This window comes from Sphingopyxis sp. CR5, from assembly GCF_059693785.1.
The window spans coordinates 83,865-102,441 of the sequence record NZ_JCATIE010000007.1 but is presented as its reverse complement, the minus strand read 5'-3'; the positions used below and the strand labels follow the sequence as shown (position 1 = coordinate 102,441).

The 18,577-nt window shown below is 65.8% G+C and carries 23 protein-coding genes; 8 read left to right on the top strand and 15 right to left on the bottom strand.

The genetic code is table 11. From position 1 onward, the window contains the following. Positions 1 to 6: 6 nt before the first annotated feature. The 3 genes from AC58D2_RS12220 to nadC form a co-directional block, all read right to left on the bottom strand. Entirely contained in the window at positions 7 to 243 is a 237-nt protein-coding gene (locus tag AC58D2_RS12220; protein ID WP_497390662.1) for a hypothetical protein, read from the bottom strand. 94 nt (positions 244 to 337) lie between these two features. Continuing rightward, the gene (locus tag AC58D2_RS12215) at positions 338 to 1,057 is read right to left on the bottom strand and encodes a ribonuclease T2 family protein (protein ID WP_497390660.1); all 720 of its coding nucleotides are present in this window, start codon (positions 1,055 to 1,057) and stop codon (positions 338 to 340) included. Continuing rightward, positions 1,044 to 1,898, bottom strand: coding sequence for a carboxylating nicotinate-nucleotide diphosphorylase (gene nadC, locus AC58D2_RS12210; RefSeq protein ID WP_497390658.1), 855 nt, complete (start codon positions 1,896 to 1,898; stop codon positions 1,044 to 1,046). Before nadC ends, AC58D2_RS12215 begins: the two co-directional genes overlap by 14 nt. A gap of 95 nt (positions 1,899 to 1,993) precedes the next feature. Between nadC and AC58D2_RS12205 the strand changes: the two genes are divergently transcribed. Beyond that, positions 1,994 to 3,127, top strand: a complete 1,134-nt coding sequence (locus AC58D2_RS12205) for an NAD(P)H-dependent flavin oxidoreductase (RefSeq protein ID WP_497390656.1) — start codon at positions 1,994 to 1,996, stop codon at positions 3,125 to 3,127. 87 nt (positions 3,128 to 3,214) lie between these two features. Here AC58D2_RS12205 and AC58D2_RS12200 read toward each other — a convergent pair whose 3' ends face one another. Then, positions 3,215 to 3,676 (bottom strand): peptidylprolyl isomerase, encoded by a 462-nt coding sequence (locus AC58D2_RS12200; RefSeq protein ID WP_497390654.1) that lies wholly within the window; start codon positions 3,674 to 3,676, stop codon positions 3,215 to 3,217. A 195-nt stretch (positions 3,677 to 3,871) separates the two neighbouring features. Here AC58D2_RS12200 and mgtE point away from each other — a divergent pair, with 195 nt between their 5' ends. Further along, positions 3,872 to 5,290: a magnesium transporter gene (mgtE, locus tag AC58D2_RS12195; protein ID WP_497391004.1), complete on the top strand. Its 1,419-nt coding sequence runs from the start codon at positions 3,872 to 3,874 to the stop codon at positions 5,288 to 5,290. A gap of 226 nt (positions 5,291 to 5,516) precedes the next feature. Continuing rightward, positions 5,517 to 5,645, top strand: coding sequence for an entericidin A/B family lipoprotein (locus AC58D2_RS12190; RefSeq protein ID WP_497391002.1), 129 nt, complete (start codon positions 5,517 to 5,519; stop codon positions 5,643 to 5,645). A 22-nt stretch (positions 5,646 to 5,667) separates the two neighbouring features. Here AC58D2_RS12190 and tatC read toward each other — a convergent pair whose 3' ends face one another. The 9 genes from tatC to AC58D2_RS12145 form a co-directional block, all read right to left on the bottom strand. Continuing rightward, entirely contained in the window at positions 5,668 to 6,426 is a 759-nt protein-coding gene (tatC, locus tag AC58D2_RS12185; RefSeq protein ID WP_497391000.1) for a twin-arginine translocase subunit TatC, read from the bottom strand. A 47-nt stretch (positions 6,427 to 6,473) separates the two neighbouring features. Continuing rightward, the gene (tatB, locus tag AC58D2_RS12180) at positions 6,474 to 6,875 is read right to left on the bottom strand and encodes a Sec-independent protein translocase protein TatB (protein ID WP_497390652.1); all 402 of its coding nucleotides are present in this window, start codon (positions 6,873 to 6,875) and stop codon (positions 6,474 to 6,476) included. 32 nt (positions 6,876 to 6,907) lie between these two features. Further along, positions 6,908 to 7,147 (bottom strand): twin-arginine translocase TatA/TatE family subunit, encoded by a 240-nt coding sequence (locus AC58D2_RS12175; RefSeq protein WP_497390650.1) that lies wholly within the window; start codon positions 7,145 to 7,147, stop codon positions 6,908 to 6,910. A 69-nt stretch (positions 7,148 to 7,216) separates the two neighbouring features. Then, positions 7,217 to 7,816, bottom strand: a complete 600-nt coding sequence (gene scpB, locus AC58D2_RS12170) for an SMC-Scp complex subunit ScpB (RefSeq protein WP_497390648.1) — start codon at positions 7,814 to 7,816, stop codon at positions 7,217 to 7,219. After that, a complete protein-coding gene (locus AC58D2_RS12165) occupies positions 7,813 to 8,586 on the bottom strand; it encodes a segregation and condensation protein A (protein WP_497390646.1) in 774 nt (257 codons plus the stop codon). Before AC58D2_RS12165 ends, scpB begins: the two co-directional genes overlap by 4 nt. Positions 8,587 to 8,593: 7 nt before the next feature. Next, positions 8,594 to 9,601 carry a beta-N-acetylhexosaminidase gene (nagZ, locus tag AC58D2_RS12160; protein ID WP_497390644.1) on the bottom strand — a complete coding sequence of 336 codons (1,008 nt, stop codon included), beginning with the start codon at positions 9,599 to 9,601 and terminating at the stop codon, positions 8,594 to 8,596. A 107-nt stretch (positions 9,602 to 9,708) separates the two neighbouring features. Beyond that, entirely contained in the window at positions 9,709 to 10,416 is a 708-nt protein-coding gene (locus tag AC58D2_RS12155) for an SPOR domain-containing protein (protein WP_497390642.1), read from the bottom strand. Beyond that, a complete protein-coding gene (gene argS / locus AC58D2_RS12150; RefSeq protein WP_497390640.1) occupies positions 10,416 to 12,143 on the bottom strand; it encodes an arginine--tRNA ligase in 1,728 nt (575 codons plus the stop codon). The genes AC58D2_RS12155 and argS overlap by 1 nt, the downstream gene beginning before the upstream one ends. Before the next feature lie 131 nt (positions 12,144 to 12,274). Continuing rightward, positions 12,275 to 12,964, bottom strand: coding sequence for a hypothetical protein (locus tag AC58D2_RS12145; protein ID WP_497390638.1), 690 nt, complete (start codon positions 12,962 to 12,964; stop codon positions 12,275 to 12,277). A 120-nt stretch (positions 12,965 to 13,084) separates the two neighbouring features. Between AC58D2_RS12145 and ispH the strand changes: the two genes are divergently transcribed. The 3 genes from ispH to rnhA are packed head-to-tail and all read left to right on the top strand — an operon-like array spanning position 13,085 to position 15,480. After that, positions 13,085 to 14,068, top strand: a complete 984-nt coding sequence (gene ispH / locus AC58D2_RS12140; RefSeq protein ID WP_497390636.1) for a 4-hydroxy-3-methylbut-2-enyl diphosphate reductase — start codon at positions 13,085 to 13,087, stop codon at positions 14,066 to 14,068. A gap of 3 nt (positions 14,069 to 14,071) precedes the next feature. Further along, positions 14,072 to 15,031: a homoserine kinase gene (gene thrB, locus AC58D2_RS12135; protein ID WP_497390634.1), complete on the top strand. Its 960-nt coding sequence runs from the start codon at positions 14,072 to 14,074 to the stop codon at positions 15,029 to 15,031. Continuing rightward, on the top strand, positions 15,028 to 15,480 hold the full coding sequence (rnhA, locus tag AC58D2_RS12130; protein WP_497390632.1) for a ribonuclease HI: 453 nt from the start codon (positions 15,028 to 15,030) through the stop codon (positions 15,478 to 15,480). Before thrB ends, rnhA begins: the two co-directional genes overlap by 4 nt. A gap of 31 nt (positions 15,481 to 15,511) precedes the next feature. On the opposite strand, the gene AC58D2_RS12125 is transcribed toward rnhA, so the two are convergent. Together AC58D2_RS12125 and AC58D2_RS12120 are read right to left on the bottom strand one after the other, a co-directional pair. Next, on the bottom strand, positions 15,512 to 15,688 hold the full coding sequence (locus AC58D2_RS12125; RefSeq protein WP_497390630.1) for a YegP family protein: 177 nt from the start codon (positions 15,686 to 15,688) through the stop codon (positions 15,512 to 15,514). 89 nt (positions 15,689 to 15,777) lie between these two features. Continuing rightward, positions 15,778 to 16,908, bottom strand: coding sequence for an NAD(P)/FAD-dependent oxidoreductase (locus AC58D2_RS12120; RefSeq protein ID WP_497390628.1), 1,131 nt, complete (start codon positions 16,906 to 16,908; stop codon positions 15,778 to 15,780). A 97-nt stretch (positions 16,909 to 17,005) separates the two neighbouring features. Here AC58D2_RS12120 and AC58D2_RS12115 point away from each other — a divergent pair, with 97 nt between their 5' ends. Further along, complete coding sequence (locus tag AC58D2_RS12115) at positions 17,006 to 17,494, top strand: A24 family peptidase (protein WP_497390626.1); 489 nt, start codon at positions 17,006 to 17,008, stop codon at positions 17,492 to 17,494. Positions 17,495 to 17,542: 48 nt separating this feature from the next. Next, the gene (cpaB, locus tag AC58D2_RS12110; protein ID WP_497390624.1) at positions 17,543 to 18,577 is read left to right on the top strand and encodes a Flp pilus assembly protein CpaB; all 1,035 of its coding nucleotides are present in this window, start codon (positions 17,543 to 17,545) and stop codon (positions 18,575 to 18,577) included.

Below are 18,577 nucleotides of genomic sequence, written 5' to 3'. Positions count from 1 at the left end.
TTGCCGTCACAGCAGGAACATCATCGTCGCGGTAAAGAAGATCGCAAAGCTCTCAAGGAACAGCCGCAGATCGCCGCTGCGCGAAAACGGCCCGCGCGGGCGGCGCTCCTCCGCGAGCGCGCGGCGCAATTCGCCCTGCCAGTCGGCCGGGGCCGCCAGCCGGGCGATCGCCAGCTGCCGGGCGCCGTGGGCGCGGACAACGCCGCGAATGTCGATGCGCTGTTCGGGGTCGAATCCATCCATGCCCCGAAGCTAGGAATTTCTTAACGGCACGGTAAGGTTAAAAATCCGTTAACGCGCGCGCTGTCCCGCGCCGGGACGATGGACAGCCCGTGTCCTAACGCGGCATCGGCCGAACCCGGACGGGGCGCCGGTCGCCCACGCCGGCCTGAAACGGCTTGCACCGCTGCGGACGCATCCGCGCGCCCAGACAGAGCCGTACTTCGTCGAGCCACCCCTGGCGGTCGACCGCGACCGCGACCATCGGCGCGGAAATGCCCGGATTGGCTTCGGCGAAGGCGCGGCGCACCGATCCCGCGGTCTGCGGCGTCGCGGCCAGCCCCGCCATGTCGGGAAAGCGCACCGCGCCAAAGAGGATCTCGGCCGCACGGAAATAGGCGGCGGGGTGCGGGCTCATGCAGGTGCCGTGCTTCGCCCATTCGTGCTGCAACAGCTGCGCCGAGGGCGTCATGCACATATGCCTGCGCAGCACCGGAGCCGGAACGATCTTCGCCGGTCTGCACCATTGGGGATAGGCCGGCCCGTCGGCCTCTGGCCAAAGACCGTGCAGCACCCATCCGAAACGCCCGTTGTCGCCCGAACATTGAAACCGGTCGCGCGCGCCCTTTGGATTGCGCACGGTCGCACAATGCTGGGGCGACCAGCTCATCGACAAAAGATAGCCCGCGGTCTTCGGGGTGCGCGCGGGTTCGCCGCGCGGAGGCTTTTCGGTTCGCGGGACCGATATGCGTTCGGGAGCGCGGCACGCCGGCGCCTGGGCGTACGCGACGGCGGGCGCGAGCAGCAGCGCAAGGGCAGCGATGCTACGCCAGCGCAAAATCGAGCCCTATGTCGGCGGCCGGCGCCGATTGCGTCAATCGCCCGACGGATACGAAGGTCACCCCGGTCGCGCCGATAGCCCCGATCGTGTCCAGCGTGACCCCGCCCGACGCTTCGGTCGGCACCCGCCCGGCGACGATCGCCACCGCCTCGCGCAGGCGTTCGGGGCCCATATTGTCGAGAAGCAGATGCGTCGCCCCCGCGCCCAGCGCCGGTTCGACCTGGTCGATGCGGTCGACCTCGACAATGATGTCCTCGATTCCCGCGGCCACCGCGCGCCGGGCCGCCTCCTCGACCGATCCGGCGACCGCGACATGATTGTCCTTGATCATCGCCGCGTCCCACAGGCCCATGCGGTGATTTGTCGCCCCACCCATCCGCGTCGCATATTTCTCCAGAGCGCGCAGACCGGGAATCGTCTTGCGGGTATCGAGCAGGGTCGCACCGCCACCGCCGCCGTCCAGCGCATCGACATAGGCGCGCGTCATCGTTGCGATACCCGACAGATGCTGCACCGTGTTGAGCGCCGACCGCTCGGCGGTCAGCATCGCGCGGGCATTGCCCGACAGCCGCAGCAGGTCGGTCCCCGCGGCGACGCTATCCCCCTCCCCCACCAGTATCTCGATATCCATCGCGGGGTCGAGCGCCCGAAAGAAAGCTTCGGCGATCGGCAGGCCCGCGACGGTGATCGCGTCGCGGCTGTCCATCACCCCCTCGAACCGGGCGTCGGCGGGAATCACCGCCAGCGAGGTGATGTCGCCGCCGCTGCCGAGATCCTCGGCAAGCGTGGCGCGGACGAAGGCATCGAGGTCGAAGCCGGGAAGCGTAAAATCGGTCATGGCCCCCGCGATACCGGCTGACAGGCGCAAATCAACTTGACGTTTACGTCAACTGTCGCTGACATAGATGCAAACACGCCATCGGAGAGGTCCCCATGCAATCGCCCATCTGCGCCATGCTCGGCATCGAATTTCCCCTGCTCGCCTTTTCGCACTGCCGCGACGTCATCGTCGCCGTGTCCAAAGCAGGCGGAATGGGTGTCTTCGGCGCCGCCGCGCTGCCCCCCGAACGGCTCGAGGAAGAGCTGGCGTGGATCGACGCGCATGTCGGCGGGCGCCCCTATGGCGTCGACCTTATCGTGCCCAACAGCTTTGCCGGAAAGGGCGAGGCGCTGTCGCAAGCCGCGCCGCAAGTTCCGGCGACCCATCGCGATTTCGCCGCCGGCCTGCTCGGGAAATTCGGCGTCGATGCCGAGGGACTCGACAGCGACATGGCCTCGCGTCAGAGCTTTGGCGACAATATGCACGCCGAAGGCGCGGCGAAGCTGCTTGAGGTTGCGTTCCGTCACCCGATCAAGCTGATCGCCAACGCGCTTGGCGTCCCGCCGCAGATCATGCTCGACCTTGGCAAACAGCATAATGTCCCCGTCGCCGCGCTTGTCGGCACGCGCGATCACGCCCTCGCGCAGGTCCGCGCCGGGGTCGACATCCTCGTCGTCGCGGGCGGCGAGGCGGGCGGTCATTGCGGCGAGGTCGCGACGATGGTGCTCGTCCCCGAAGTCGCGGCGGCGCTCGACGCGATCGGCGACACCACCCCGATTCTGGCCGCGGGCGGCATCGTCACCGGGCGCCAGATGGCCGCGGCGATGGCGATGGGCGCGCATGGTGCCTGGTGCGGGTCGGTCTGGCTGACCACTGCCGAGGCCGAGACGAATCCGGTGGTGAAGGACAAGATGCTCGCCGCCAGCGCGCGCGACACGGTGCGGTCGAAGAGTCGCACCGGCAAACCGTCGCGCCAGCTCCGCTCACCCTGGACCGATGCCTGGGAAGCCGAAGGCGCCCCCAAACCGCTGCCCATGCCGCTGCAATCGCTCGTCAGCGAGCCCGCGCTGCGCAAGGTCGACAAGCTGTCGGAAGGCGGCCACGAAGGCGCGAAGGCGCTTGCGACCTATTGGGTCGGCCAAGGCGTCGGCCTGATGAACGAGGCAATGGGCGCCGGTCAGGTCGTTCAGGCTTTCAAGGAAGACTGGATCGCCGCGTGCGAGCGGCTGAACGGGTTTATCGATTAAAGGACGTCGCCCCCGCGCAGGCGGGGGCCGCTGGCAGCCTTGTGCAACGCCGATAGCCGCCCCCGCCTGCGCGGGGGCGACGATCGATCAACCAACCGTTGCCTTGACGATCTTGCCGGGGTTCGCCGGCGGCTCGCCCTTGGGCAGCGCATCGACATTGTCCATGCCTTCGATCACTTCGCCCCAAACAGTATATTGATTGTCGAGGAAGCGCGCGTCGGTGAAGCAGATGAAGAACTGGCTGTTCGCGCTGTTCGGGTTCATCGCGCGCGCCATCGAACAGGTGCCGCGCACATGCGGTTCGGCGTTGAACTCGGCAGGAAGATCGGGAAGCTTGCTGCCGCCCATACCCGTGCCGGTCGGATCGCCGCCCTGAGCCATGAAGCCGTCGATGACGCGATGGAAGATCACGTCGTCGTAAAAGCCATCCTTGGCAAGCGCGGTGATGCGCTCGACATGCTTCGGCGCGAGGTCGGGCCGCAGCCGGATCACGACGTCGCCCGTCGACAGCGACAGGGTCAGGGTCAGGGTCAGGGTCTGGTCGGACATGAAAAAGCTCCTCTGGTTGGGTTTGGCGGTGCCATAGCCGCCGACGGTCGCAAAGCCACGCATTAATTGCCCGCCCGCCCCGTGGGAGCGTTGCCAAGCCGCGACGGCGCGACTAGGGGAAAAGTCGGTTCAAATATCGCATCAGGGAGGGCCGCGATGGATAAACGCGAAGAATCCCTGCCCGGCGACGAATTGATGGTCGACGAGGATTTCGACCACGAGCGCGACACCCCGCCGCGCGACGTCGACACGGAACTCGACGAAGACGATCGCCTGAAACCCGAATTCGTCCGCGACGTGATCGACCTCGCCGACGCCGGGGAGCATGAGGCGGCGCGCGAACGCGTCGGCCGCCTGCATCCCGCCGACATCGCCGACCTGTTCGAGCTCGTCTCGGACGAAGATCGGCCGCTCCTTGCCTCGGTGCTCGGCGACCTCCTGTCGCCCGACGTGCTCGCCGAGATGAACGATTATGTGCGCGAGCGTCTGATCGACCTTCTCGCGCCCGAACAGGTCGCGGAAATCGCCTCCGAACTCGATACCGACGACGCCGTCGCGATCATCGAAGACATGGAGGAGGACGAGCAACAGGCCGTCCTCGACGCGCTCGATCCAGAGGATCGCGCGGCGATCAAGGACGCCCTCTCCTTCCCCGAGGAGACCGCCGGACGCCTGATGCAGCGCGAATATGTCGCGGTGCCCGAGCATGTCACCGTCGGCGACGTCATCGACCGGCTGCGCGAAGACCAGGACCTGACCCCGGATTTCTGGGAGATTTTCGTTGTCGATCCGATGCACCGCCCGATCGGCACCTGCCAGCTGAGCTGGATTTTGCGCACCCCGCGCGACATCGCGATCAGCGACGTGATGCAGCGCGAACAGACGCTGATTCCGGTCGACATGGACCAGGAAGAGGTCGCGCTGCGCTTTCAGAAATATGCGCTGATCTCGGCCGCGGTGGTCGACAAGGCGGGGCGGCTCGTCGGGATGATCACGGTCGACGATATCGTCCACATCATCCAGGAAGAGGCCGGCGAGGACATCCTGCGCCTGTCGGGCGCGGGCGACGGCGACATCAACGAACCGATCCGCGAAACCTATAGCGCGCGCGTTCGCTGGTTGATCGCCAATCTCGGCACCGCGCTGGTCGCGTCGACCATCGTCGGCCTGTTCGGCGGCGCGATCGAGCATATGGTCGCGCTCGCCGCGCTGATGCCGATCGTCGCGGGGGTGGGCGGCAATGCGGGAACGCAAACGCTGGCGGTAACGGTACGCGCGCTCGCGATGAACCAGCTGACGGATTCGAACAGCTGGCGCGCGGTGTGGCGGGAAATGAAGATCGCGCTCCTCAACGGCGGCACCATTGCCTTGATTGCGGGAACCGCGACTGCGCTGTGGTTCGGCAATCCCGGCCTCGGCGCGGTGATCGCCGCGGCGATGATCGTCAATATCTTCGTCGCCGGGGTCGCGGGGGTCGCGATCCCCCTCCTCCTCGACCGGCTCGATCAGGACCCGGCGGTGGCGAGTTCGATTTTCGTGACGATGACCACCGATTCGATGGGGTTCCTGGCGTTTCTGGGCCTCGCGGTGGCCAGCGGGCTCACCAGCCTCTGAAAATAAAGCCCGCGATTCCAAGCGATTCAAAAGATTCGCGAAAAAAAGTGCATCCCCCCAATTTTTTCCGGGAACTTATCGCCGCGCACAGGGGTTTCCTTTTCGAGCAGCGGTCATCGCCCCCCCGCAGCGCTGCTCAGCAACATTGGCCCGGCCCGCATTCCCTCCCCCCCCTCGAACGCGTGCCGGGCCATTTTGCTTCCAGTTTCTGTGAGAGGTGAAGATCATGACCAGTTTTCGCGTAGTCCTTCTTGCCCTGATGGCCAGCTTCCTCGTGAGCGGCTGCAACACCGTGAAGGGCGCCGGACGCGATATCGAATCGGTTGGTCAGGCGGGTGAGGACGCCATCGACTGATAGGGCTTCGCCCCGCTTACCCCTAGCCTTCCCCGGAAGGCCCGACAGGCGCCGCTTCGGCGCCTGTTTTGGTTTCACGCCGGCGCGTGAACCAGATCGCGAAGATCGACAGCTCGTACAGCAGGATCAGCGGCACCGCGAGGAGGAACTGGCTCAGAATATCCGGCGGGGTCGCGACCGCGGCGATCGCAAAGGCGGCCACGATCGTATAGCGCCGCGCCGAAATGAGCTGTTCGCGGGTGACCAGTCCGGCACGCTCGATCAGCATCAGCAGGATCGGCAGCAGAAAAGCGATGCCGAACGCCATGATGAACTGCATGATGAAGCTGAGATAGTTGCCGACCGAGGGCAGGGCTTCCTGCGTCACCCCGCCCACCGTACCCTGGTATCCCAACAGGAATTTCAGCGCGAGCGGCACGGTGACGAAATATGCGAAACTCGCCCCGATCGCGAACAGCACAGGCGTTGCGAAGATGAAGGGCAGGAGCGCGCGCCGTTCCTTGCGATAGAGGCCCGGAGCGACGAATTTCCAGAGCTGAGTGGCGATCACCGGAAAGGCGAGCATCATCGCGGCGAACAGCGCGACCTTGATCTCGACGAAAAACGCCTCGAACAATTGCGTGTAGATCAGCTTGCCTTGCCCGGCCTTGAGCAGGGGATGGACCAGGATGCCAAAGATCGGGCGCGCGAAATAAAGCGATACGCCGAAGCAGGCGGCGATTGCCACAAGCGACTTGAGCAGCCGCGAACGCAGCTCGATCAGATGGTCGAGCAACGGCATCTTGCCGCCGGCGCCGTCGTCGTCGCCCGTCACGTCGGTATCAGCGGTCACGGCAGAGGCCCGTCCCTGGGAGGGATCTCATGCGTTTCGGCGGCCGGATCCGCGTCCGCCGCCTTGTCGTCCTTGATGGCGGGCTTTTCATCCCCGGTCTTCACGCTGTCCTGCGGCGGGGTCGTCGCCGGAATCATCGGCGGATTATCCTCGGCATCGATTCGCGGGAATTCCCGCATGATCGCCTCATTCTGCTCGCGCCACTGCTTCTCGAGTTCCTCGAGTTCCGCCTCGCGCATCATCGTGTCGAGCCCGGCGCGGAAATGGCGCGCCATCCCGCGCGCCTTGCCCACCCATTTGCCGACGAAGCGCATCGCCTTCGGCAAGTCCTTGGGACCGATGACGACCAGCGCCACCACTACGACGAGCAGCAACTCGGTCGGCGCGACATCGAACATGGATCAATACTTCCCCCGCGAGCGGACGGCGATCAGCGGCGATCCGTTTCGGGAGTCGGGGTCGGCGACGGCGCGGCGTCGGGCGCGCGCTGCCCCTCGATCTGTCGCGGCGCGGGAGACGACGGGGTCTCGTCATCCTCCGACATGCCCTTCTTGAAGCTTTTGATCCCCTTGGCAACATCGCCCATCATGTCGGAAAAGCGTCCCTTGCCGAACAGCAGCAGGACGAGGATGCCGACGATCAGCCAGTGCCAGATGCTCAAACCACCCATGAATAATCTCCTTGCGCCGCCCATATAGGGGCAGACGATCGTGAATGCACGTGCGAGCTTCGGAAAAAGCTATTCGTCCTCGCCGTCCTTGACCAACTCGAGTTCGCCCATCGCCTCTTCGAAGGCGAGATCGACCGGGTCGAGCAGGCCGGCAGCCCGAAGATCCTCGATTCCCGGCAAATCCTTGCGGCTGGTAAGTCCGAAATGCTGCAAAAAAGCGTCGGTGGTCTTGTAGATCAACGGCCGTCCCGGCACCTCGCGCCGGCCGGCGGGCGCAATCCATTCGGCCTCCATGAGCACGTCGAGCGTTCCCTTCGACGTCTGGACCCCGCGGATCGCTTCGATCTCTGCACGGCTGACCGGCTCGTGATAGGCAATGATCGCCAGCACCTCCGACGCCGCTCGCGACAATTTGCGCGGGTCGTCGCGCTCCCTGCGCAGCAGGTGGGCAAGGTCCGCCGGCGTCTGGAAATGCCAATGCCCCCCGCGCTCGACGAGTTCGATCCCGCTGCCGGCATGACGCTCGGCGATCGCCTCGATGATCGCCCGCACGGCGCCCGGAGTCATCGCGTCGCCAAGCCGCGCCGCGACCTGTCGCGCGTCGAGCGCTTCGTCGCTGGCGAACAGCATCGCCTCGATGGCGCGTTCGGTGTCGTCGATCGGGGTCATGCGGCGGGCGCCTTCAGATAGAGGGGTTCGAACGCGCCGCCCTGTTTCAGCTCGACCCGTCCCTGGCGCGCAAGCTCGAGCGCCGCAAGGAAGCTCGACGCAATTGCAGAGCGCCGGAGCGGGCCGTCGTAATCCGACGGCAGGAAATCGGACAGCTCGGTCCAGTCGAGCTTCACCCCGATCAGCCGTTCCAGATGATGGAGAGCGGCGTCGAGCGTCACCACCGGACGCCTCGACACCATGTGGATCACCGGTTCGGTGCGCAGCTTGACGCGCCCATAGGCCGAGAGGAGGTCGTAAAGGCTCGCGTCCCAGCGACGCACCTTGATCTCGTGCAGCCCTTCGGGCGCCGGGCGCAGGAATACGTCGCGCCCCAGGCGATCGCGCGCAAGCAGACGCGCCGCCGCCTCGCGCATCGCCGCGAGCCGCTGGAGCCGGAGTTGCAGCCGGAGCGCGAGTTCGTCCGGCGAAGGTTCCGCCTCGGGATCCTTGGGCAACAGCAGCGCCGATTTGAGGTAGGCCAGCCAAGCGGCCATCACCAGATAATCGGCCGCCACCTCCAGCTTCAGCGCCCGCATCTCTGCGATGAAAGCCAGATATTGCTCGACCAGCGCGAGAATCGAAATCTGTCGCAGATCCACCTTCTGGCCGCGCGCGAGGGTCAGCAGCAGGTCGAGCGGCCCTTCCCAGCTTTCCAGATTGAGTTGCAGCGCATCCTCGCGCTCCGCCGTCGGCGCCACCTCGAAATCGAGCGGCAGGTCCCCCTCCATCGTCGCCTCAGGCGATCGCGAGCAGCGCGTCGCGCTGGTCGACGAGCATCGCGAACTCGCGCCCGTCCCGAACGCCCGCGATGCGGTCCATGGCGCCTTCGAGCCTGGCGAGCGAAATCTCGCCGATCGGATCGAGCGCATTCGCGATACCGACCATGTCGTCCATCTTGCCCCAGCAGTTGAGTGCGATATCGCACCCCGCGGCGACCGCGGCGACCGCACGCGCCGGAACGTCGCCCGACAAAGCTTTCATGTCGAGGTCGTCGCTCATCAACAGTCCGTGAAAACCGACGCGCTGACGAATGACGCTGTCGATGATCGTCGGCGACAGCGTCGCGGGACGCTCGGGGTCCCATGCCTCGAACACGACATGGCAGGTCATCGCCATCGCGGCGTCGCGCAAAGCCGCAAACGGCGCGAGGTCGGACTGTAGATCCCGGTCGGGCGCGGTAACGACGGGCAGTTGCTCGTGCGAATCGAGCATGGCCCGGCCGTGCCCCGGGATATGCTTGACGATGCCCACCACCCCGCCGTCCTGAAGCCCCGACAGGATCGCGCGGCCCAGCGCGGCGACGCGCATCGGCTCGCTGCCGAGCGCGCGGTCACCGATGACATCGCTCGCGCCCGGCTGGCGCACGTCGAGTAACGGCAGGCAATCGACCGTTATCCCGACCTCCGACAGCATCAGGGCGAGCGCCATCGCGTTGAGCCGCGCGGCCTCGATCGCGCTCGCCGGCGCGCGCTCGTACAGCGCATCGAACGCCGCGCCGCTGGGGAACGCAGGCCATTCGGGCGCTTTCATCCGCGCCACGCGTCCGCCCTCCTGATCGATCAGGATCGGCAGGTCGCTGCGTCCGTCCAGGCTTCGCAGATCGTCGGTCAAGCGCCGGAGCTGGTCCCGATTTTCGATGTTGCGGCCGAACAGGATATAGCCCGCGGGGTCGCTGTCGCGAAAAAAGTCGCGCTCGTCCTCGGTGACCGTCGGGCCCGACAGGCCGAAAATCGCGGGTATCATCGTGCGTCAACCTCCTTCGGTCGGCGCCCCCTCATGCGGCAACCAAAATCCTATCATGGCATATCGGCGACGCCGCACCAAATCCATGTGCGGCGAACCGGTACGAATCACCGGACGACGACGCAGTTTTCGCCTGCCACGCGCAATTTTCCGCACAGACTCGAGGCATTGGCGGCAGACCCGGCGAATACGCGCAGCCGATAAACCTTGCTGCCGCCGACGTCGGCTGGGGCAACCGAGCGATTGAGGTCGGACAGATAGGCAAACCGCTTCGACAGTCCGGCCCAGGCGGTATTCGCAGCGGACTCGCTGCTGAAGGCCCCGAGCTGGATCGCGGTCCCGCTCCCGGCCTGTTCCGGAGCCGGGGTGGGCTTGGCCGGCGCATCCTTCTTCGCGTCGTTCGAAGCCGCTTTCTTGGCGGCTTCGCGCTCGGCGGGCGTCACTGCCGGCTCTTCGGGCATGCGGTCCGGATCGACCCTGCCGCCGGCCACTACGCCCTCGCTCGCCGCAAAGCTCGCATCGCCCTCGCCTTCGAAGACCTTGGCCGAATCGTCCTTCGGCTGGACCTTGTAGGCACCCTTGTCCGCGACGATCAGCTCGCCCCTACCCCGCGCCCCGCCATTTTGCAGCCACCACAGGCCGCCCAGCACGACCCCGATCAGCAACAGCCCCCCGATCACCATTGCGAGCAGGCGCGTGGGCGACACTTCGCCATCCTCGTCATAATCGTCGGCGGCCTCGAGCCAGGGCAGCCGGTCGTCGTCCTCGAGACCCAGCCCGCTATCGTCCTGTTCCCCGCGCGTACCTTCATCCATCACGCCATCTCCTCGAGCGCCTCGACCCCCATCAGGTGCAGCCCGTTGCGGATAACCTGCCCGATTCCATCGGCCAAATAAAGCCGAGTCGCGGTCAATTCGGGGTCGTCGGTCAAAATGATACGCGCCTCGACGCGATCGTTACCAAGGTTCCACCACGCATGGAACGCCGCCGCCACGTCGCCGAGATAAAAGGCGATCCGATGCGGTTCGCGCGCCGACGCCGCCGCCTCGACGATGCGCGGGAACTGCGCCAGCAGCTTGACGAGTCCCAATTCGTAATCGTCGAGACGCGCGAGGTCCGGAGCCGCCGCGGGGATCCCTGCGTCGGCCAACTTGCGCTTGAGCGATGCGATTCGCGCGTGGGCGTATTGGACATAGAAGACCGGGTTGTCGCGCGACGCCTCGACCACTTTCGCGAAGTCGAAGTCCATCTGGGCGTCGGCCTTGCGGGTCAGCATGGTGAAACGCACCGCATCCTTGCCGACCTCGTCGACGATGTCGGCGAGCGTGACGAAGTTGCCCGCGCGCTTCGACATCTTGAACGGTTCGCCGTTCTTGAGCAGCCGCACCATCTGGACCAGCTTCACATCGAACCGGGTTTTCCCGCCAGTCAACGCGGCGACGGCCGCCTTTATCCGCTTTACCGTCCCGGCATGGTCGGCGCCCCAGATGTCGATCAGTTCGTCGGCATCCTGCGCCTTTTGGAAATGATAGGCGAGGTCGGCGCCGAAATAGGTCCAGCTGCCATCCGATTTCCTGATCGGGCGGTCCTGATCGTCGCCGAACCTGGTCGAACGGAACAGTGGCAGTTCGAAGGGCTCCCAATCCTCCGGAGTCTCGCCTTTCGGCGCTTCGAGGATCCCGTCATAGACCAGATCGTGCTCGCGCAGCCATTTCTCCGCCGCGGCCGGCTTGCCCGCCGCCTGGAGTTCGGCTTCGGACGCGAAAATCGCGTGATGAATGCCCAGCTTGGCAAGATCGGCCCGGATCATGTCCATCATTGCCGCGACCGCAACGGTCCGGAACGGCACGAGCCATTCGATTTCGGGAGCGCCGACATAGGTGTCGCCATAATCGGCCGCCAGCCTTGCCCCCACGGGCTTCAGATAATCGCCGGGGTACAACCCTTCGGGGATCGTCCCGATGTCCTCTCCCAGCGCTTCGCGGTAGCGTAGATGGACAGAGCGCGCGAGCACGTCGACCTGGGCACCCGCATCATTGACATAATATTCGCGCGTGACGCGGTGCCCGGCATATTCCAGCAGCGCCGCCAGCGCATCCCCGACGACCGCCCCGCGGCAATGACCCACGTGCATTGGGCCAGTGGGATTGGCCGAAACATATTCGATGTTGACCCGACGCCCCGCGCCCATCGTCGAGCGGCCATAATCGGTGCCGTCCGAGTGGATCAGCGCCAGTTCGTCGCGCCAGCTTTCGTCGACAAGGCGCAGATTGATGAACCCCGGCCCGGCGACCGACGCGTCGGTCACTTCGGGAATTGCCGCAAGCTCGACGACCAGCAATTCGGCAAGCGCGCGCGGATTGATCCCGGCCGGTTTCGCGAGCACCATCGCCGCATTGGTCGCGATGTCGCCGTGCGACGGATCGCGCGGCGGCTCTACGCTGATCGCGCTGCGGTCGAGTCCGGCAGGCAGCTTGCCCTGCGCGACGAGCGCGTCGAGCGCAGCGCCGATGTGATCGGAAAAGCGGCTGAACAGGGTCACGACATCTGTCCTATCTTCGATAAAATGAGGGCTGGCGCGCGCTCTATCCCAGCTTGGCCAGCACTAAAAGACCTGCGTCGCCGTCGGCGCCGCAGGGTCGAACGAAAATGGAGGGCGAAGCCCCTCCGACGCTATCGTCGGACGTTATATTCGAGCTGGTCCTGCGTAAGCTGGAAACCGACGAGCAATTCGAAGCTCGCACGCTGCACTGCGGCCTTCACTTCGGGAAGGCTCAGCGGATCCACCGCGGCGTCGGCGTCCCCCGCTTTGCGCTTGCGCATGATGCGTTCCTGGATATCGGCGGGCAGGGTTGCTGCCGCTGCATCGACATAGGCCGAAGCCTCGGCATGGCCGGTTCCGCGCACCTGCCCGTCGGCGAAGGTGACATTCACCTGGCCCAACCGCTTGGCGACGACCGCGGTACCACCCTGAACGACGGTCGCAAAATAGGGCAGGCTCACGGTGCGCGCCGGGCCGGCCTCGCGGCGCGTCGCCACGACGTCGAAATTGGCCAGCTGATAAATTTTCTCGCCGGTATCGTTGCATTGCGGGGTGACATGGGTGATCGATGCGACGACGTCGATCGCGCTCGCGTCGCGGCTCGTGGCCGGGTCGAACAGCGTGATGTCGCCGGTGTGCAAGGGCACCGCGACCGCAGGACATTTGCTGCGGGTCGACGTCACGCCGACCCCCGCCGAAATATCGAGTTCATTGTCCCGGCTGCACGCCGAGGCCGTCGCCAGCACCGCCGCTCCGCTGAGCAGGGTCAGGATTTTGCGGGGCGATGGCGAAACAGGCTTCATGATGATCTGGCTTTCCATTTTGCGTCTGCGGGGCGCGGGGCGTCCCGCTTCATGCGCGCCGCTTCTTATCGGTGCGATGAACGGGGCGCAACGGGGAGCTTTACCGAATGCGGCCCGCTGCGCTAGAGCCGCCGCACCATGAACGCTCCACAGACGACGATACCGGCCGCGCCGGACGGCAAGGCCGACCTAAAGGTCCTGATCGCGGCCCCACGCGGATTCTGCGCGGGCGTGGACCGGGCGATCCGCATCGTCGAACTGGCGATCGAACGCTTCGGTGCGCCGGTCTACGTCCGGCACGAAATCGTCCATAACCGCTACGTCGTCGATAATCTGAAGGCGAAAGGCGCGATTTTCGTCGAATCGCTCGACCGCGTTCCCGACGGTGTTCCCGTGGTCTTCAGCGCCCACGGCGTTCCCAAGGCGGTGCCGGCGAAGGCCGAGGCGCGCGGCCTGGACTATATCGACGCGACGTGTCCGCTCGTGTCCAAGGTTCACCGCCAGGCGGAGCGGGCAAGCGAAGCCGGGCGTCATATCATTTTCATCGGTCACGCCGGTCATCCCGAGGTCGTCGGCACACTCGGCCAGCTTCCCGCCGGAGCAATGACCCTCGTCGAATCGGTGGACGATGTTACCGCCCTGGCACCCTCCGACCCGGAAAGCCTGTCGTTTCTGACCCAGACGACGCTGTCGGTGGACGATACCCGCGACATCGTTGCCGCGCTTCAGCATCGCTTTCCTGCGATTCAGGGGCCGCGCGGCGAAGACATCTGCTATGCGACATCGAACCGCCAGGCGGCGGTGAAAGCGATCGCCGGCCGGTGCGGCCGTGTCATCGTCATCGGCGCGCCGAACAGCTCGAACAGCCTGCGCCTCGTCGAAGTTGCCGAGCGGCTTGGGACGCCCGCTCACCTTGTTCAGCGCGGTGCCGATATCCGGCCCGAGTGGATAGAAGGTCTTACCGCGATCGGGATCACAGCCGGTGCCAGCGCGCCCGAAACATTGGTACGCGAAGTGATAGGCGCGATCGCAGCCCATCGCCCGATCGTCGAGGAAGTCGTCGTCACCGCCGAGGAGAATATGGTGTTCAAACTACCTCGCGGGCTCGAGGCGGCGGCATAGGGCATGGCGGTCTATACCAACGTCGACCCCGACGAACTCGCCGGGCTCGTCGCCCGCTACGACATAGGCACTGTCGTGTCGTGCAAGGGCATTGCCGAGGGGGTCGAGAACAGCAATTTCCTGCTCGAAACCACCGGCGGCCGCTTCATCCTGACCCTCTACGAAAAGCGGGTAAAGGCCGACGACCTTCCCTTCTTTGTCGATCTTCTCGATCATCTGGCGCGAGCCCAATGTGCGGTTCCCGCCATGATCCGCGACCGCGAAGGCGTCGCGATCCAGCATATCGCCGGTCGCTCCGGCTGCATCATCCAGTTCCTGCCGGGTATCTCGCTGACCCATCCGACCCCCGGCCAATGCGCCGCCGCCGGCGCGGCGCTGGGGGCGATGCATTGCGCCCTGCGGGATTATGACGGCGCACGCGACAACAGCATGGGGCATCATCACTGGCGCGATATCGCGGCCGGCGCGGGGGATCTCGACGCCGTGCTGCCCGGATTGCAGGCCGAGGTCGACGCCGAGCTCGACTGGCTCGACGCCCATTGGCCGGTCGACCTGCCGCGGCACGTCATCCACGCCGACCTTTTTCCCGACAATGTGCTGATGTTGGGCGAAACAGTGACCGGCCTGATCGACTTTTATTTCGCGGCGAGCGATTTTCGCGCTTACGATCTGGCGATCACTCACGCCTCCTGGTGCTTTTCCGACGATGGCAAGCGGTGCGACCGCGGCCGTGCTTCGGCGTTGATGCGCGGCTATGCCGACAGGGTCGCGTTAACGGACCACGAAGTCGCCGCGTTGCCCGTGCTTGGGCGCGGCGCCGCGATGCGCTTTTTGCTGACCCGCGCGCACGACTGGGTCCACACGCCCGCGGATGCGCTCGTCACGCGAAAAGACCCCTCTCCGTTCCTCGAACGGCTGCGCTGCTACCGCGCCGACGATGCGGCAAAGCTGTTTGCCGCATGACCGAAGGCCGGACGGTGATCGTCGCGACCGATGGCGCGTGCAAGGGCAATCCCGGCCCCGGCGGCTGGGGCGCTGTGCTGCGCTGGGGAGATGTGGTCAAGACCTTGTCGGGCGGCGAAGCCGACACGACGAACAACCGCATGGAATTGATGGGTGCGATCGAAGCACTGGCGGCGCTGAAGCGGCGGTGCCGCGTCGAACTGTCGACCGATAGCGTCTATGTCCGCGACGGCATCACCAAATGGGTGCACGGCTGGCAACGCAACGGCTGGAAAACCGCTGCAAAAAAGCCGGTCGCCAATGCCGACCTTTGGCAGCGCCTGATTGCGGAGGCGTCGCGACACGACATCGAGTGGCTGTGGGTAAAGGGCCACGCCGGGCACGGCGACAACGAACTCGCCGACACGCTGGCCAGCGACGCGGCGCTGGCGGCCGCGCGGGCGCGCTAGACGTCCGCGGGCGCGCCCATGAAGGTCCGGATTATTCGGCTTCGCGCGTGTCGGAGCCAGGGCCGTTTTTCTTGATCGACTCGATGGCGTTCTTCGCCGAAGCCTTGCTCGTATAGCCTTCGGTCCAGAAGATGGTTTCGCTGTTATATTTGAAATAGGCCACGAACTCGCCGGCCTTGTTCTTCTTGATCTCGAAATAATGCGCCATGGGGATCTCCCTGAAAGCTGGTCCCGCCCGGTCGAGCGGCTGATCCATGTTAGGCCGCGAGCCGCCATGTGCAACCCATTCGCGGGACCTCAGGCGAAACGCCGCGGCGAATAGGCGGCGGCATCGATCGCACGGACGGCTCCATCGGGCTCCGAAGCGCCCAGTTGCGCGGCAAGCAGCCTTGAAATGGCAGGCGACGTCTGGATTCCGAAGCCGCCCTGCCCCGCGCACCATATGAAGGCGGCCTCATGCGGATCCGCCCCGAATACGGGTCGACGGTCCGGCGCGAAGCTGCGCAGCCCCGCCCATTTGCGTTCGATTGCGGCAACCGGCCAGTCGGTCGCCGACTGCAGCCGGTCGATCGCCACGGCGACGTCGATCTCGTCGGGTGCCGCATCGCAGGGTGCCGATTCGGTTTCGTCGTGCGGGGTCAACCAGATGCGCCCCTCACTCTCGCCCTTGAAATAAAAGCTGCCGCCGACGTCGAGCACCAGCGGAAGCGACGCGGGCACCGGTACGCCCAGGCGCACCTGCAACATCGTCCGTCGATAAGGCTGGATCCCTACCGGCGAAACCCCGCACAGACGCGCGATATCGTCGGCCCAGGCGCCCGCCGCGTTGACCAGCAAGGCCGCCGATACCTGTCCTCTGCCGGTCTCGACCAGCCATCCGCCCCGCTCGCGCCGCACCGCACGCAACGGCGCTCGCGTCGCCAGCATGGCCCCTGCCCGCTTCGCGGCGCGCAGATAGGCGGCGTGAAGAGCCGCGACATCGATGTCGCTGCACGCGGGTTCATAGGCCGCCTCGCACCATTCGGGGCGAAGGCCCGGAACCTTGTCCGCGACCGCTGCGCCCGAGAGGCGGCGGACGTCGACGCCCTTGGCCCGGAATTCGCGCGTGAACGCATCGACCGCCGCGGCGTCGCTCGCGCGGCCGATCGTCAGCGCCGTCCGCTGTGCCAAAAAGCCCCTCGCCGAAAAATCGGCGGGGGGGGTCGCGAGCATCGCGAAGGATGCCGAAGACAAGGGCTGCACCGCGCTTCCGCCATAGCTCTCGTGCCAAAATGCGGCCGAGCGGCCCGTTGCGTGGACGCCCGGATGGTCCTCGGCCTCGATCATCAGAACGCTGCGATGCGGCGCCAGAGCCGACGCAAGGCTTGCCCCCGCAATCCCCGCGCCGACGATCAGCACGTCGGTCGTCGAAGGAAGCGCGCCAGCCATAGCGCGGCGCATAAAGCCTCACGGCGCGATTGCAAGATGGCGGCCTCCGCCCGTCATGGTTACTTTTTGGTAAGCCATCGTCGCTATTGGAAACGCGATGGAGACCAGCCCTATCGTTCTTGGCCTGATGGCTCTGCTCGCCGCCCTGATGATCGCGGCGGCGATCAGCGACCTCCGGTCGCGAACGATATCGAACCGGCTCAACGGCATCATCGCCGTGCTCGCCATTCCCTTCTGGATCGCGACCGGCCTGTCGGCCTGGCCCGACGTGCCGATTCAGATCGGTGCGGCTTTCGCCGTTTTCCTGCTGTTCGTCGGCCTGTTCGCGCTCGGCGCGATGGGCGGCGGCGACGTCAAGATGATCGGCGCGGTCATGCTGTGGATCCCGCTGCCGCTGTTCATGCCGACGCTTACCGTGATGGCGATCGCCGGCGGTGTGCTGTCGGCCGCGATGCTGGTCCACATGAAAATCCGCCCGTCCGAAAAGCCCGTCGAAGTCCCCTATGGGGTCGCGATCGCGGCTGCCGGACTTTGGGCGCTTCACCAACACTATCTTAACCAGTTTCAGTTTATCGGGTCGAGTTGAGGGTAAGCACTTCCGTTTCTGGTGGGTGCAGGAGGGCGAAGAATCGTCATGGATACGCGAAAGATTATGCTGATCGTCGGCGCGCTGGTCATTGCGATCGGGGCTGCCTTCGGGGTCAACCAGATGATGCGCGGCGCATCGGCTCCGCCGGCACGCGCAGCGGCAACGCCGGATATTTCCGGCCCGATGATTCTCGTCGCGACGCGGCAATTGCCCGTCGGCACGATCATCGGCCCCGACAGTTTCCGCTTTCAGCCCTGGCCGAAAGAGCTGGTGGAGCAGGCCTATTTCCTGAAGGAAAAGACCGACACCAACGGCCTGGTCGGCACGGTCGTCCGCTATGCGATCACCGCGGGCCAGCCGCTCACCCAGGGCGCGCTCGTCCATCCCGACGATCGCGGCTTCCTGGCCGCAGCACTCGGCCCCGGCATGCGCGCCGTCACGGTCAAGGTGTCGAAGGAGCAAGGCGTGGCCGGCTTCGTCTTTCCGGGCGACCGCGTCGATGTGCTGCTGTCGCAAAAGCTGAAAGTCGAGGAAGGCAGCAGCTATCCCGACAGCGAACTCTTCACGTCCGAAACGATCGTCCGCAACGTCCGCGTCCTCGCGACCGACCAGCGGTACGACGCCGAGGATGAAACCGGCAAGACGCCGGTCCGCACCTTCGGCTCGGTGACGCTCGAAGCGACGCCGAAGATCGCCGAGAAGATTGCCGTCGCGCAAAGCATGGGAACGCTTTCGCTGGCGCTGCGTCCGCTGGCGGAGAGCGCCGGCGAACTCGAAGAGGCGATCGCATCGGGAGATGTCGATGTCCCGGCCAAGGGCGATACCGCCGCCGAGCGCAAAATGCTCGCCGAAGCCGGCGCACGCCCGACCGCGAGCCGCGCCTCGGCCACGACCGGCGGCGACGTCTCGCGCTTCTGGGTACCGGTCAGCGGCCGCGTCTCGGCTCCGCCGCGCCAGCAGTCCAACTATGTCGGCGGACCGGCTCCGTCGGGTGGCAACAATGCAGCGGTCCCGCAGGGTCCCGTCGTCCGCGTCAATCGCGGCGGCTCGACCACCGTGGTTCCGGTTGGGGGTAAGTAA

Excerpts from the sequence above, each read along its gene's own strand:
- AC58D2_RS12115 (WP_497390626.1), top strand. The coding sequence starts at position 17,006 with ATGGAGACCAGCCCTATCGTTCTTGGCCTGATGGCTCTGCTCGCCGCC.
- ispH (WP_497390636.1), top strand. The coding sequence starts at position 13,085 with ATGAACGCTCCACAGACGACGATACCGGCCGCGCCGGACGGCAAGGCC.
- cpaB (WP_497390624.1), top strand. The coding sequence starts at position 17,543 with ATGGATACGCGAAAGATTATGCTGATCGTCGGCGCGCTGGTCATTGCG.
- AC58D2_RS12205 (WP_497390656.1), top strand. The coding sequence starts at position 1,994 with ATGCAATCGCCCATCTGCGCCATGCTCGGCATCGAATTTCCCCTGCTC.
- AC58D2_RS12200 (WP_497390654.1), bottom strand. The coding sequence starts at position 3,676 with ATGTCCGACCAGACCCTGACCCTGACCCTGACCCTGTCGCTGTCGACG.
- AC58D2_RS12190 (WP_497391002.1), top strand. The coding sequence starts at position 5,517 with ATGACCAGTTTTCGCGTAGTCCTTCTTGCCCTGATGGCCAGCTTCCTC.
- AC58D2_RS12145 (WP_497390638.1), bottom strand. The coding sequence starts at position 12,964 with ATGGAAAGCCAGATCATCATGAAGCCTGTTTCGCCATCGCCCCGCAAA.
- tatC (WP_497391000.1), bottom strand. The coding sequence starts at position 6,426 with ATGCCGTTGCTCGACCATCTGATCGAGCTGCGTTCGCGGCTGCTCAAG.
- tatB (WP_497390652.1), bottom strand. The coding sequence starts at position 6,875 with ATGTTCGATGTCGCGCCGACCGAGTTGCTGCTCGTCGTAGTGGTGGCG.
- nadC (WP_497390658.1), bottom strand. The coding sequence starts at position 1,898 with ATGACCGATTTTACGCTTCCCGGCTTCGACCTCGATGCCTTCGTCCGC.
- AC58D2_RS12165 (WP_497390646.1), bottom strand. The coding sequence starts at position 8,586 with ATGGAGGGGGACCTGCCGCTCGATTTCGAGGTGGCGCCGACGGCGGAG.
- AC58D2_RS12155 (WP_497390642.1), bottom strand. The coding sequence starts at position 10,416 with ATGGATGAAGGTACGCGCGGGGAACAGGACGATAGCGGGCTGGGTCTC.
- AC58D2_RS12220 (WP_497390662.1), bottom strand. The coding sequence starts at position 243 with ATGGATGGATTCGACCCCGAACAGCGCATCGACATTCGCGGCGTTGTC.
- AC58D2_RS12120 (WP_497390628.1), bottom strand. The coding sequence starts at position 16,908 with ATGGCTGGCGCGCTTCCTTCGACGACCGACGTGCTGATCGTCGGCGCG.
- thrB (WP_497390634.1), top strand. The coding sequence starts at position 14,072 with ATGGCGGTCTATACCAACGTCGACCCCGACGAACTCGCCGGGCTCGTC.
- AC58D2_RS12125 (WP_497390630.1), bottom strand. The coding sequence starts at position 15,688 with ATGGCGCATTATTTCGAGATCAAGAAGAACAAGGCCGGCGAGTTCGTG.
- AC58D2_RS12175 (WP_497390650.1), bottom strand. The coding sequence starts at position 7,147 with ATGGGTGGTTTGAGCATCTGGCACTGGCTGATCGTCGGCATCCTCGTC.
- mgtE (WP_497391004.1), top strand. The coding sequence starts at position 3,872 with ATGGTCGACGAGGATTTCGACCACGAGCGCGACACCCCGCCGCGCGAC.
- rnhA (WP_497390632.1), top strand. The coding sequence starts at position 15,028 with ATGACCGAAGGCCGGACGGTGATCGTCGCGACCGATGGCGCGTGCAAG.
- nagZ (WP_497390644.1), bottom strand. The coding sequence starts at position 9,601 with ATGATACCCGCGATTTTCGGCCTGTCGGGCCCGACGGTCACCGAGGAC.
- scpB (WP_497390648.1), bottom strand. The coding sequence starts at position 7,816 with ATGACCCCGATCGACGACACCGAACGCGCCATCGAGGCGATGCTGTTC.